Annotated in this window: 10 protein-coding genes; all 10 read left to right on the forward strand. The window is 68.0% G+C overall.

What is annotated here, in order from left to right:
* The first annotated feature begins 1 nt into the window (after position 1).
* The 10 genes from ACXDF8_RS13060 (at position 2) to proB (ending at position 13,216) form a co-directional block, all read left to right on the forward strand.
* A complete protein-coding gene (locus tag ACXDF8_RS13060; RefSeq protein WP_457223683.1) occupies positions 2-2,683 on the forward strand; it encodes a valine--tRNA ligase in 2,682 nt (893 codons plus the stop codon).
* Positions 2,680-4,104 (forward strand): bifunctional tetrahydrofolate synthase/dihydrofolate synthase, encoded by a 1,425-nt coding sequence (gene folC, locus ACXDF8_RS13065; protein WP_457223684.1) that lies wholly within the window; start codon positions 2,680-2,682, stop codon positions 4,102-4,104. The genes ACXDF8_RS13060 and folC overlap by 4 nt, the downstream gene beginning before the upstream one ends.
* Complete coding sequence (locus tag ACXDF8_RS13070; RefSeq protein WP_457223685.1) at positions 4,101-4,535, forward strand: DUF4233 domain-containing protein; 435 nt, start codon at positions 4,101-4,103, stop codon at positions 4,533-4,535. Before folC ends, ACXDF8_RS13070 begins: the two co-directional genes overlap by 4 nt.
* 79 nt (positions 4,536-4,614) lie before the next feature.
* Positions 4,615-6,081: a peptide MFS transporter gene (locus ACXDF8_RS13075; protein ID WP_457223686.1), complete on the forward strand. Its 1,467-nt coding sequence runs from the start codon at positions 4,615-4,617 to the stop codon at positions 6,079-6,081.
* A gap of 48 nt (positions 6,082-6,129) precedes the next feature.
* Complete coding sequence (gene ndk, locus ACXDF8_RS13080; protein WP_457223687.1) at positions 6,130-6,540, forward strand: nucleoside-diphosphate kinase; 411 nt, start codon at positions 6,130-6,132, stop codon at positions 6,538-6,540.
* 288 nt (positions 6,541-6,828) lie between these two features.
* Positions 6,829-9,810, forward strand: a complete 2,982-nt coding sequence (locus ACXDF8_RS13085) for a ribonuclease E (RefSeq protein ID WP_457223688.1) — start codon at positions 6,829-6,831, stop codon at positions 9,808-9,810.
* A 166-nt stretch (positions 9,811-9,976) separates the two neighbouring features.
* Positions 9,977-10,288, forward strand: coding sequence for a 50S ribosomal protein L21 (gene rplU, locus ACXDF8_RS13090; protein ID WP_457223689.1), 312 nt, complete (start codon positions 9,977-9,979; stop codon positions 10,286-10,288).
* Positions 10,289-10,306: 18 nt separating this feature from the next.
* Positions 10,307-10,570 carry a 50S ribosomal protein L27 gene (gene rpmA, locus ACXDF8_RS13095; RefSeq protein WP_457223690.1) on the forward strand — a complete coding sequence of 88 codons (264 nt, stop codon included), beginning with the start codon at positions 10,307-10,309 and terminating at the stop codon, positions 10,568-10,570.
* 88 nt (positions 10,571-10,658) lie between these two features.
* The gene (gene obgE / locus ACXDF8_RS13100; RefSeq protein ID WP_457223691.1) at positions 10,659-12,107 is read left to right on the forward strand and encodes a GTPase ObgE; all 1,449 of its coding nucleotides are present in this window, start codon (positions 10,659-10,661) and stop codon (positions 12,105-12,107) included.
* Entirely contained in the window at positions 12,104-13,216 is a 1,113-nt protein-coding gene (gene proB, locus ACXDF8_RS13105) for a glutamate 5-kinase (protein WP_457223692.1), read from the forward strand. The genes obgE and proB overlap by 4 nt, the downstream gene beginning before the upstream one ends.
* Positions 13,217-13,224 lie beyond the last annotated feature (8 nt).

Here is a 13,224-nt window from a genome sequence, read left to right on the forward strand (position 1 = left end):
GGTGACCACCACTGACGACTCTCGCGCCGACGCCCTGCCCAAGTCATGGGACCCCGGGGCGGTAGAGACGCAGATCTATCAGGGCTGGGTCGATGCCGGCTACTTCACCGCCGATGCCACCAGTGGCAAGCCCGCCTACTCGATAGTTCTTCCGCCACCGAATGTGACCGGCAGCCTGCACATGGGCCACGCTCTGGATCACACGCTGATGGACGCGTTGACGCGCCGCAAGCGCATGCAGGGCTTCGAGGTGTTGTGGCTGCCGGGCATGGACCACGCCGGCATCGCGACCCAGTCGGTCGTGGAGAAGCAGATCGCCGCCGACGGCAAGACCAAAGAGGACTTCGGCCGCGAACTGTTCGTGCAGAAGGTCTGGGACTGGAAGCACGAGTCGGGCGGGACGATCGGCGCCCAGATGCGGCGCATCGGCGACGGCGTGGACTGGAGCCGGGACCGCTTCACCATGGACGAGGGTTTGTCCCGTGCGGTCCGGACCATCTTCAAGCGTCTCTATGACGCCGGGCTGATCTATCAGGCCGAGCGACTGGTCAACTGGTCGCCGGTGCTCGAGACCGCGATTTCCGACCTCGAGGTGAAGTACGAAGACATCGAGGGCGAGCTGGTGTCCTTCCGGTACGGGTCGATGGACGACTCGCAACCGCACCTGGTGGTGGCCACCACCAGGATCGAGACAATGCTCGGTGACACCGCGATCGCGGTGCACCCCGACGACGACCGCTACCAGCATCTGGTCGGCGCCACGCTGCCGCACCCGTTCCTGGATCGTGACATCATCATCGTCGCCGACGGGCACGTTGACCCCGAATTCGGCACCGGCGCAGTGAAAGTCACTCCCGCGCATGATCCTAACGACTTCGAGATCGGCCTGCGGCACAACCTCGCGATGCCGTCGATCATGGACACCAAGGGCCGGATCGCCGGCACCGGAACGCAGTTCGACGGCATGGACCGCTTTGAGGCCCGTGTCAAGGTCCGTGAGGCGCTGGCGGCCCAGGGACGTATCGTCGCCGAGAAGCGGCCCTATCTGCACAGCGTCGGGCACTCCGAACGCAGTGGTGAGCCGATCGAGCCGCGGCTGAGCCTGCAGTGGTGGGTCAAGGTCGAGTCCATGGCCAAGGCCGCCGGCGACGCGGTGCGCGGCGGCGACATCGTCATCCATCCGAAGAGCCTCGAGCCGCGCTGGTTCGACTGGGTCGACGACATGCATGACTGGTGCATCTCGCGCCAGCTGTGGTGGGGCCACCGGATTCCGATCTGGCACGGTCCGGACGGGCAGAAGGTCTGTGTCGGACCCGACGAAACCCCGCCGGAGGGCTGGGAACAGGACCCCGACGTTCTGGACACCTGGTTCTCCTCGGCCCTGTGGCCGTTCTCCACCATGGGCTGGCCCGAACGCACTCCGGAACTAGAGAAGTTCTATCCCACAAGCGTTCTGGTGACCGGATACGACATCCTGTTCTTCTGGGTGGCCCGCATGGTCATGTTCGGCACCTTCGTCTCCGGTGACGACACCATCACCCTCGGCGGCCAGCGCGGGCCGCAGGTGCCGTTCCAGAACGTCTTCCTGCACGGGCTGATCCGTGACGAACACGGCCGCAAGATGAGTAAGTCCCGCGGCAACGGGATCGACCCGCTGGACTGGGTGGAGCTGTTCGGCGCCGACGCGTTGCGGTTCACCTTGGCCCGCGGCGCGAGCCCCGGCGGTGACCTCTCGATCGGCGAGGACCATGCCCGCGCGTCACGCAACTTCGCCACCAAACTGTTCAACGCCACCCGCTTCGCGCTGATGAACGGTGCTGCCCCGGCACCGGTTCCTGCTTCCGAGCAGCTGACCGACGCCGACCGCTGGATCCTGGGCCGACTGGAACAGGTTCGCGCCGAAGTGGATTCCTCCCTGGACAACTACGAGTTCAGCCGGGCGTGCGAATCGCTGTACCACTTTGCCTGGGACGAGTTCTGTGACTGGTATCTCGAACTGGCGAAAGTGCAACTCGCCGAGGGGGTCTCACACACCACTGCGGTTCTCGCTGCGGTGCTGGACACCCTCCTCAAACTGCTGCACCCGGTGATGCCGTTCGTAACCGAGACACTGTGGAAGTCGTTGACGGGAGGGGCCGGGGCAAGCGAAGCGACGGGCAGTGCCCAGTCTCTGGTCGTAGCGGAGTGGCCGGTGGCCTCCGGTTTCGCACCGGATCCGATTGCCGAGGGGCGGATCGCCGACGCGCAGAAGCTGGTGACCGAGATCCGGCGCTTCCGCAGCGATCAGGGGCTGGCCGACCGGCAGAAGGTACCGGCCCGGCTCTCCGGGATCGAGGCGGCCGGCTTGTCCAGTCAGCTCACAGCGGTGACCGCGCTGGCATGGCTGACCAGCCCGAGTGCGGATTTCGCCGCCAGCGCCCACATCGAGGTCCGGCTGTCCGCGGGCACCGTCACCGTGGAGGTCGACACGTCCGGCACCGTCGACGTGGCCGCCGAACGTCGCCGTCTGGAGAAGGATCTCGCCGCCGCGCAGAAGGAATTGGCCGGAACCACAGCCAAATTGGACAACGAGGCCTTCCTGGCGAAGGCTCCCGACGACGTCGTCGCGAAGATCCGCGGACGCCAACAGTTGGCTCGCGAAGAAGTCGACCGGATCACGGCTCGGCTGGCCGCGCTGGCATGACCACACCCGAGCCGCCCACACCCGACGAAATCGCCGCCCTACTGCAGGTCGAGCACCTGCTCGACCAGCGTTGGCCGGAAACCAAACTTGAGCCCAGCACCGCCCGGATCGCAGCGCTGATGGAGCTGCTCGGCTCGCCGCAGCTTAGTTACCCGTGCATCCACATCGCCGGTACCAACGGCAAGACTTCGGTGGCGCGGATGGTCGATGCCTTGCTGACCGCCTTCAGTCGGCGCACGGGCCGGACCACCAGCCCGCACCTGCAATCCGCGGTCGAGCGCATCGCCATCGACAACGAGCCGATCAGCCCGGCACGTTATGTCGAGGTCTACCGCGAGGTCGAACCGTTCGTGCAACTCGTGGACGCACAGTCCGAGGCCGGTGAGCTGGGACCGGCCGGCCCGCCGATGAGCAAGTTCGAGGTGCTGACCGCGATGGCGTTTGCGGCCTTCGCCGACGCGCCGGTGGACGTCGCGGTGGTGGAGGTAGGGATGGGCGGACGCTGGGACGCCACCAACGTGGTCGACGCCCCCGTCGCGGTGATCACCCCGATCGGCATCGACCACGCCGAGTATCTGGGTGAGACGATCGGCGAGATCGCCGCGGAGAAGGCCGGCATCATCGGTGCCCCACGCGGAGAGCTGATCCCGACCGACACCGTCGCGGTGATCGGGCGGCAGCTTCCCGAGGCGATGGAAGTGATTCTGGCCCAAGCGGTCCGGTCTGACGCGGCCGTCGCACGGGAGGACTCCGAATTCGCGGTGCTGGGGCGGCAGGTGGCCATCGGGGGTCAGGTGCTGCAGCTGCAGGGCCTCGGCGGGGTGTATCCCGATGTGTTTCTGCCCTTGCACGGCGAACATCAGGCGCACAACGCCGCGGTGGCGCTGGCCGCCGTCGAGGCGTTCTTCGGCGCGGGCGCGGATCGTCAGCTCGACCTCGACTTGGTCCGGGCGGGATTCGCGGCCGCGGCCAGCCCTGGCCGGCTCGAGCGGATGCGCAGCGCCCCGACGGTGTTCATCGACGCCGCGCATAACCCCGCCGGCGCCGCGGCGCTGGCCGACGCGCTGGCCAGCGAGTTCGACTTCCGGTTCCTCGTCGGCGTGCTCAGCGTGATGGGGGACAAGGACGTCACCGGAATTCTCACCGCCCTCGAGCCGGCGTTCGACCAGGTCGTAGTCACCAACAACGGCTCGCCGCGGGCTCTGGATGTCGACGCCCTGGCGATGCGAGCCGAGGAGATCTTCGGGCCCGACCGGGTGCTGCGCGCTGAAACCATGCCCGACGCCATCGAGACCGCCACGGCGTTGGTCGAGGAGTCGCAGGGCGAATCCGACGGATTTTCCGGCGCCGGCATCGTCATCACCGGCTCGGTGATGACGGCGGGCGCGGCCCGCACGCTGTTCGGGAAGGACCCGCAATGAGCCCCCCCACGAGCGACGACGCACCCGGCGCTGCGTCCGAGCCCAATGTCGTTCCGGCTCCGCCGGATCCCTGGAAGAGCTTCCGCGGGGTGATGGCCGGCACGCTGATTCTCGAGGCGATCGTGGTACTGCTGGCGTTGCCGGTTGTCGCGCTGGTCGGCGGCGGACTCAGTGCCTGGTCGACCGCCTACCTGGTGGGCTTCGCGGTATTTCTGGTGTTGCTGGCCGGAGTTCAGGGCCGGTCGTGGGCCATCTGGATGAACCTCGGCGTTCAGCTGCTGCTGGTCGCCGGTTTCGTCGTTTACCCGGCAGTCGGTTTCATCGGCCTGCTGTTCGTGGTGGTGTGGTGCCTCATCGCCTATCTACGAGCGGAGGTCCTGCGCCGTCAGCGCCGCGGCCTGCTGCCCGGCCAGCAGTTGCCGCGGGACTGAGGACCTCGCGCTGCGGTCCCTGGCCCGGCTGGCTAAGGTCGCCGAAAGCGGCCGCGCGGGGAAGGTCATTGCAGGGCTGATGTCGCAGCACTCAGTGGGTGACCGAACTGCACGAACTGCAACGTTTTTCGGACACCCGATTGGCTTGGCCAATCTGCTGGGCGTCGAGCTGTGGGAGCGGTTCTCGTTCTACGGGATGCTGACGATTCTCGGCTATTACCTTTACTTCTCGGTCACCGATGGCGGCATGGCCCTGCCCAAGAGCACCGCCGTGGGAATCGTCGGTGCCTACGGCGGCCTGGTGTATCTGTCCACCGTGCTCGGCGGCTGGGTCGCCGACCGGCTCCTCGGCATGGAACGGACGATCTTCTACGGCGGCGTGTGCGTGATGGTCGGCCACGTGCTGCTGGCGGTGCTGCCCGGACTGACCGGGGTCGCGGTGGGCCTGTTGTGGGTGGCGGTGGGTTCGGGCGGCGTCAAGGCCAACGCCGCCGCGCTGCTGGGCACTCTCTACGCGAGTGGGGATCTCCGCCGCGACGGCGGTTTCACCTTTTTCTACTTCGGCGCCAACGTCGGCGCCCTGACCGGGCCGTTGGTCACCGGGCTGTTGCAGACCCGGCTGGGCTTCCACTACGGATTCGGTGCCGCGGCCGTGGGGATGGCCATCGGGCTCCTGCAATACGTCGTGTTCCGCCGCAACCTCGGTACCGCCGGGCGAGCGGCCGCCAACCCGCTGCCGCGCTCCCGCTACGCACATGTCGCGGGTATCGCGGTCGCCGCGGTCGCCGCCGTCGCCGGGGTGATCGCGGCCGGTCTGGTTCGCCTGGACAACCTCTCGGAGGTGATCGCCGCCGTCCTTGTGGCGGTGTCGGGCGCCTACTTCGCCATCCTGCTCACGAATGCCAAGGTCACCACGGTGGAGCGGGCCCGGGTACGGGCGTTCGCCGCGATCTTCGTCGCCAATGTGGTGTTCGCCTCGCTGTTCCAGCAGATCTTCACCGTCTTGGCGGTCTACTCTGCCGACCGCATCGACTGGTCGCTGGGCGGCTGGACCGCTCCGCCGAGCCTGATCGGCTCCATCGAGCCGGTCTGGTTGATCCTGCTGGCCCCCGCGTTCGCCGCGATGTGGACCAGGCTCGGCTCGCGGGCGGCGTCCACCCCGCACAAGATGGCCTACGCCGTCCTCGGTATCGGTGTCGCCTTCCTGCTGTTCGTCCCGCTGACGGTGTTGCCCGGGAAGTCGGTGCCGGTGCTTCTGGTCGTCGCGATCATGATCGTCGTCGCGGTCTCGGAGTTGCTCCTGGCGCCGATCGGACTGTCGGTCACCACCCAGCTCGCGCCGCATGCCTTCCGCGCACAGCTGATGGCGCTGTACTTCTTCTCGGTCGGCCTGGGCACCGCGACGTCGGGTGTGCTCGGCCGGTTCTACACCGCTGAGAACGAGGGCGCCTATTTCGGGATCAGCGGGCTGGTGGCGGTGATCGCCGGGTTGCTGCTGCTGGTGGTGGCGCCCCGAATAAGCCGGCTGATGACCGGAGTGCACTGACCCAGCGGCTGGACGGGGTGGTCGTCGCGGTGGGATACGCTGTGCGCCGTGACGGAGCGGACCCTTGTTCTGATCAAGCCGGACGGTGTCGAGCGGCGGGTGGTCGGAGAGATCATCAGTCGGATCGAGCGGAAGGGCCTGACCATCGCGGCCTTGGAACTCAAGCAGGTCGGTGACGATCTGGCTCGGGCGCATTACGCCGAGCACGAGGGCAAGCCGTTCTTCGGCTCGCTCCTGGAGTTCATCACCTCCGGCCCGGTGGTGGCCGCGGTCCTGGAGGGACCCCGCGCGATTGCGGCGTTCCGTCAGCTCGCCGGCGGCACCGACCCGGTGGAGAAGGCGACTCCGGGCACCATTCGAGGTGATTTCGGTCTCGAGACCCAGTTCAACCTCGTGCACGGCTCCGACTCTCCGGACTCCGCCGAGCGCGAGATCGGGCTCTGGTTTCCCGGACTCTGATACCTTCCGCGCGCCACTCGGTCCGAACTGGTCCGGTGATGTGGGATACTGGTCGCGGATAGGCTCCACAGCCCATCCGGATGAAGACTTCAGACGTGCGCGACCACCGCAAACAGTGGTGCGGCGCGGACCGTCGACAGCCGTCATTCAGCCAGGCGCCGAGCGTGTTCGCTACGAGCCGTTCGGGGCGAGACCATAGACAAGTCCGGGGGAAGTAACCCGGGCGCATAGCGGAAGCCCTCGCGTGGCCGCGTCGATTGGACGCGCCCGGGGGCCCTAGGAGACTACGTGGCCGACGATGACCTCTATCTGGATTCAGCCGAAACCCCGGAACAGCCGCAGTGGGAGCCCCCTGCTGCGACGCCGCCGGGCGAGGATCTGCCCGACCGCCTGAGGGTGCATTCGCTGGCCCGGGTGCTCGGCACTACGAGCCGGCGCGTACTCGAGGCGCTCAGCGAGCTCGACGGCCGCACCCGCAGTGCGCAGTCCAGCGTGGATCGCACGGACGCGGTGCGGGTCCGCGACGTGCTGGCGGCCGGCGCCGCCGAAACCGCGGTCGCGGCCGCGCCCACACAGACCCAGGAGCCGCAGGAATCCCCGGCGTCCCCGGACACCGCGGAGCCGTTGGCCCCGGTGGTCGTCGACGACACCGAGATCAGCGAGGTGGTCGACGAGGCCGCCGAGCCGGATTCGCGGCTGATCCTGGAGACGGCGACGGTGGAACAGGCGGCGTACATGCCGCTGTTCGTCGCTCCGCAGCCGGTCAAGGCCGTCGCCGACGTCGACGATGACGATGGCGACGACGAAGACGACGGCGAGGACGATGAGCCCGACGCCAAGGCCGACGGCGACCAGACCGACCGACCGGCCAACCGCCGCCGTCGGCGTGGCCGTCGTGGCCGTGGCCGTGGCCGTGGCGAGTCGGGCGGCCCGGACGGGGAGGACTCCGAGAGCCCCGAAGGGACCGACGAAACGCCCGACACCGGCGACGAGACCGACGGCGACGAGGACAACGGTGACGACGAGTCGGCGGGTGGCGAGGCTGCGACCCGGCGCCGTCGCCGGCGCCGTCGGCGCAAGTCCGGCGGCGGTGAGGACGGCGAAGCTGGATCGACGGACGACCCGCCCAACACCGTCGTGCACGAGCGTGCTCCGCGCAGCGAGAAGGAACGCGATCCCGACGCCATCCAGGGCATTAGTGGCTCGACCCGGCTGGAGGCCAAGCGTCAGCGCCGTCGTGACGGCCGTGACGCGGGGCGTCGCCGGCCGCCGATCCTGTCCGAGGCCGAGTTCCTTGCCCGTCGCGAGGCCGTCGAGCGCGTCATGGTGGTGCGCGACAAGGTCCGCACCGAGCCACCGCACGAAGGCGCTCGCTACACCCAGATCGCGGTCATGGAAGACGGCGTCGTCGTCGAGCACTTCGTCACGTCGGCGGCCTCGGCGTCGCTGGTCGGCAACATCTATCTGGGCATCGTCCAGAACGTGCTGCCGTCGATGGAGGCGGCCTTCGTCGACATCGGCCGTGGCCGCAACGGTGTGCTCTACGCCGGCGAGGTGAACTGGGAGGCCGCCGGACTCGGCGGTGCTCAGCGCAAGATCGAACAGGCCCTCAAGCCGGGCGACTATGTCGTCGTGCAGGTGAGCAAGGATCCGGTCGGCCACAAGGGCGCGCGGCTGACCACCCAGGTTTCGCTGGCCGGCCGCTACCTGGTGTACGTGCCGGGCGCGTCGTCGACCGGTATCAGCCGCAAGCTGCCCGACACCGAACGCCAGCGGCTCAAGGAGATCCTGCGCGACGTTGTCCCCGACGATGCCGGCGTCATCATCCGCACCGCGTCGGAAGGCGTGAAAGAAGAGGACATCCGCGGCGACGTCGAACGCCTGCAGGAACGTTGGAACAAGATCGCCGAGGAAGCCGAGCGGGTCAAGGGCAATAAGGCCGGCGCGGCTATCGCCCTGTACGAAGAACCCGACGTCTTGGTCAAGGTCATCCGCGACCTGTTCAACGAGGACTTCTCCGGGTTGATCGTCTCCGGCGACAGTGCCTGGGAGACCATCACCGAATACGTCAATTCCGTTGCGCCCGAGCTTGTCTCGAAGTTGACGAAATACGATCCACCAGGTGGCCCGGATGGTCCCGACGTGTTCGCCGTGCATCGCATCGACGAGCAGTTGGCCAAGGCCATGGACCGCAAGGTCTGGCTGCCGTCGGGTGGCACCCTGGTCATCGACCGCACCGAGGCCATGACCGTCGTCGACGTCAACACCGGGAAGTTCACCGGTGCCGGCGGCAACCTGGAGCAGACGGTCACCAAGAACAACCTGGAGGCGGCCGAGGAGATCGTGCGTCAGCTGCGGCTGCGCGACATCGGCGGCATCGTGGTGATCGACTTTATCGACATGGTGCTCGAGTCAAACCGAGATCTGGTGCTCCGGCGGCTCACCGAGGCACTCGCCCGGGACCGGACCCGCCACCAGGTCTCCGAGGTCACGTCGCTGGGCCTGGTACAGCTGACCCGCAAGAAGCTCGGTACCGGGTTGGTGGAGGCGTTCTCGACGACGTGCTCGCACTGCACCGGCCGGGGCATCGTGCTGCACGCCGACCCGGTCGATACCGCGGCTGCCGTGGCCCGCAAGGCCGAATCTGGTTCGGGTGGCGGCGGCGGCCGGCGCGGCAAGCGCGGCAAGAAAGCCCAGCCGGTAGAGGCTGCCGTTGTCCGAGTGCCCGTGCACGGTGCCGGTGAGCATCCGATGTTCAAGGCGATGGCGGCGGCCAACGGCCGGCCCGAAGACGAGGCCGACGAAGAGCTGGCCGACGAGGAGCTGGCCGACGAGCTGGAGCGGGAAGCCGGCGCCGACGATGGTCCCGGCGAGCATGGCGCGCCGGAGACCGTCGACGAGGACTCAGACGACGACCCAGACGAGGATGAGTCCGACGAGGAAGACGAGCTCGACGTCGACCTCGACGAGGATGACGAAGACGAGGACGATCTCGACGAGATCGACACCGACGACGATGACGACACCGACGACGATGACGACACCGACGACGATGACGATGATGATGATGACGACGACGATGACGAAGACGAGGACACCGACGACGAAGACGGCGAGTCGGATACGGACGGTTACCGCAGCGCCGCCCGCCCACACGAGACCCCCGACTACTCGAAGGGCATCCCCGTGGTGAGCTCCGGCCCCGCCGGGCCGGGGCGCCGTCCTCGACGCCGCGCAGCGGCCCGACCGGCGGGTCCACCCGTGTCGTGACGGCCCACGGTGGCGGTTTGACCCTCCCGGTGCTGGTCACGTAACCTTGAGCAGTTGTCGCCAGGCGTCCTACGCCGGTGGCAGTGGGCTCGAAGATCCCGCACCCCCAAGACCCGCGCACGCAGCTTCGGTTAGCGCGCGCCCGCAGAGCAAGGCAAAGGAAACCATGGCGACGTACGCAATCGTCAAGACCGGCGGCAAGCAGTACAAGGTCGCCGTGGGAGACATAGTCAAGGTCGAGAAGCTGGAGATCGAAGCCGGCGGCTCCGTATCCCTGCCCGTCGCGCTCGTCGTCGACGGTGCCAAGGTGACCACCGACGCCGGTGACCTGGCGAAGGTGGCGGTGACCGGTGAGGTCCTCGAGCACACCAAGGGTCCCAAGATCCGCATCCACAAGTTCAAGAACAAGAGCGGCTACCACAAGCGGCAGGGGCATCGTCAGCAGCTGACCGTGCTCAAGGTCACCGGAATCAAGTAGTCAAGGGAGCGAACAGACATGGCACACAAGAAGGGCGCTTCCAGCTCACGCAACGGGCGCGAATCCAATGCCCAGCGACTCGGCGTCAAGCGATTCGGCGGCCAGATCGTCAAGGCCGGCGAGATCCTGGTCCGCCAGCGTGGCACCCACTTCCACCCCGGTGTGAACGTCGGCCGTGGCGGCGACGACACCCTGTTCGCGACGGCGCCCGGCGCCGTGGAATTCGGTGTCAAGGGCGGCCGCAAGACCGTCAACATCGTCCGCGTCGCGCGACCGGAGTAGGTCTTAATTTCGCGAGTGTGCATCCACTGCGAGATTGAGACCGACTTCTCGCACCGGGCGCACACTCGACGAATGAAAGGACTCTCCGATGCCTCGCTTCGTCGACCGCGTCGTCATCCACACCCGCGCCGGTAACGGCGGCAACGGTTGCGCGTCGGTCCACCGCGAGAAGTTCAAACCACTTGGCGGGCCCGACGGTGGCAACGGTGGTCGGGGCGGCAGCGTCATCCTGGTCGTCGACCCGCAGGTGCACACCCTGCTGGACTTCCATTTCCACCCGCACGTGGTGGCCCCGTCCGGCAAGCAGGGGATGGGCAGCAACCGGGACGGGGCCAACGGCACCGATCTCGAAGTCCGCGTTCCCGACGGCACCGTCGTCCTCGACGACCAGGGCCGGATGTTGGCCGACCTGGTCGGTGCCGGTACCCGGTTCGTGGCCGCCGAAGGCGGTCGCGGCGGGCTGGGCAACGCGGCACTCGCGTCACGGGCCCGCAAGGCGCCCGGTTTCGCGCTGCTCGGTGAGCAGGGCGCCGAGCGCGAACTCACCCTCGAGCTCAAGACCGTCGCCGACGTCGGTCTGATCGGATTCCCGTCCGCCGGCAAGTCCTCACTCGTGTCGACGATCTCGGCGGCCAAGCCCAAGATCGCCGACTATCCGTTTACCACCCTGGTGCCCAACCTCGGCGTCGTGTCGGCCGGCGAGCGCACCTTCACCGTCGCCGACGTACCCGGCCTTATTCCCGGGGCGTCGCAGGGGCGTGGGCTGGGCCTGGACTTCCTCCGGCACATCGAGCGGTGCGCGGTACTGGTACACGTCGTGGACTGCGCCACCCTGGAACCCGGCCGGGACCCGATCTCCGACATCGATGCGCTCGAGGCCGAATTGGCGGCCTATGTGCCGACCCTGCAAGGGGATTCGACACTGGGGGATCTGGCGGACCGACCGCGTGCGGTGGTGCTGAACAAGATCGACGTCCCCGAAGCCAGGGAGCTCGCCGATTTCGTACGTCCCGACATCGAGGCCCGCGGGTGGCCGGTGTTCGAGGTGTCCACCGCGAGCCGGGAAGGTCTGCGGGAGTTGACCTTTGCGCTGTCGGATATGGTGGCCGCCTACCAAGCCGCCCAGCCCGAGGTGGTGCCGCGCCGCCCGGTGATTCGGCCTGTCCCCGTGGACCAGACCGGGTTCACCGTCACACCCGACCCCGCCAACCCCGGCGGTTTCCTGGTCCGTGGTGTGCGCCCCGAACGCTGGATCTCCCAAACCGACTTCGAGAACGACGAAGCGGTGGGCTATCTGGGTGACCGGCTCGCCAGGCTCGGGGTGGAGGACGAACTGTTGCGGCTGGGCGCCAAATCCGGCTGTGCGGTCACCATCGGCGACATGACCTTCGACTGGGAGCCGCAGACACCCGCCGGTGTTGACGTCACTCCGACCGGGCGCGGGACCGATGCGCGCCTGGAACGTAACGATCGAATCGGGGCGGCCGAACGCAAGGAGGCCCGCCGCCAGCGTCGCGAACACGAGGACAATTCGTGAGCCAGTACCGGGATGCGGTGCGCACCGCGCGCAGCGTCGTCGTCAAGATCGGCACCACCGCACTGACCACGAAGTCCGGCTTGTTCGACGCGGGCCGGCTGGCCAGGCTGGTCGACGCGATCGAAGCCCGGATGAAGGCCGGATCCGACGTCGTCATCGTGTCCTCGGGGGCGATCGCCGCCGGCATCGAGCCACTGGGCCTCAACCGCCGCCCGACAGATCTGGCCACCAAGCAGGCCGCGGCCAGCGTCGGGCAGGTGGCGCTGGTGAACGCGTGGAGCGCGGCGTTCGCACGTTATGACCGCACCGTCGGTCAGGTGCTGCTGACCGCGCATGACATCGCGATGCGGGTGCAGCACACAAATGCCCAGCGCACGCTGGACCGGTTGCGGGGCCTGCACGCGGTGGCGATCGTGAACGAGAACGACACGGTGGCCACCAACGAGATCCGCTTCGGCGACAATGACCGCCTTTCGGCTCTCGTCGCACATCTGGTCGGTGCCGATGCGTTGATCCTGTTATCCGACATCGACGGGCTCTACGAATCCGATCCCCGCAAGGCCACCGAGGACAATCCGGCCCGGTTCATCCCTGAGGTTAGTTCTCCGGACGACCTCGACGGCGTGGTGGCCGGGCAGGGCAGCCGGCTGGGCACCGGTGGCATGCGATCGAAACTATCCTCGGCGCTGCTGGCCGCCGACGCCGGTGTCCCGGTGCTGCTGGCCGCCGCCGAGGACGCCGCCGCGGCGCTGCACGACGCCTCGGTGGGCACCGTATTCGCCCCGCGCCCGACGCGGATGTCGGCGCGCCGGTTCTGGGTGCGCTACGCCGCGGAGGTCGCCGGAACGCTGACCCTCGATGCCGGTGCGGTCCGTGCGGTGGTCGAACAACGCCGCTCACTGTTGGCTGCCGGGATCACCGAGGTCGCCGGCCGGTTCTTCGGCGGGGACGTCGTGGAGCTACGCGGCCCGGACGGGGAGATGGTCGCCCGCGGGGTGGTTGCCTACGACGCCGCCGAGCTGGCCGGCATGGTGGGTCGTTCGACGTCGGAGCTGCCGGCCGACATGCGCCGCCCCGCAGTGCATGCCGATGACCTGGTGGCCGTTTAGATCGTCGA

The sequence above is a fragment of the Mycolicibacterium sp. CBM1 genome, from assembly GCF_054073305.1.

Coding starts and splice junctions, on each gene's coding strand:
- folC (WP_457223684.1), top strand. CDS start 2,680: ATGACCACACCCGAGCCGCCCACACCCGACGAAATCGCCGCCCTACTG.
- ACXDF8_RS13070 (WP_457223685.1), top strand. CDS start 4,101: ATGAGCCCCCCCACGAGCGACGACGCACCCGGCGCTGCGTCCGAGCCC.
- ACXDF8_RS13075 (WP_457223686.1), top strand. CDS start 4,615: ATGTCGCAGCACTCAGTGGGTGACCGAACTGCACGAACTGCAACGTTT.
- rplU (WP_457223689.1), top strand. CDS start 9,977: ATGGCGACGTACGCAATCGTCAAGACCGGCGGCAAGCAGTACAAGGTC.
- rpmA (WP_457223690.1), top strand. CDS start 10,307: ATGGCACACAAGAAGGGCGCTTCCAGCTCACGCAACGGGCGCGAATCC.
- obgE (WP_457223691.1), top strand. CDS start 10,659: ATGCCTCGCTTCGTCGACCGCGTCGTCATCCACACCCGCGCCGGTAAC.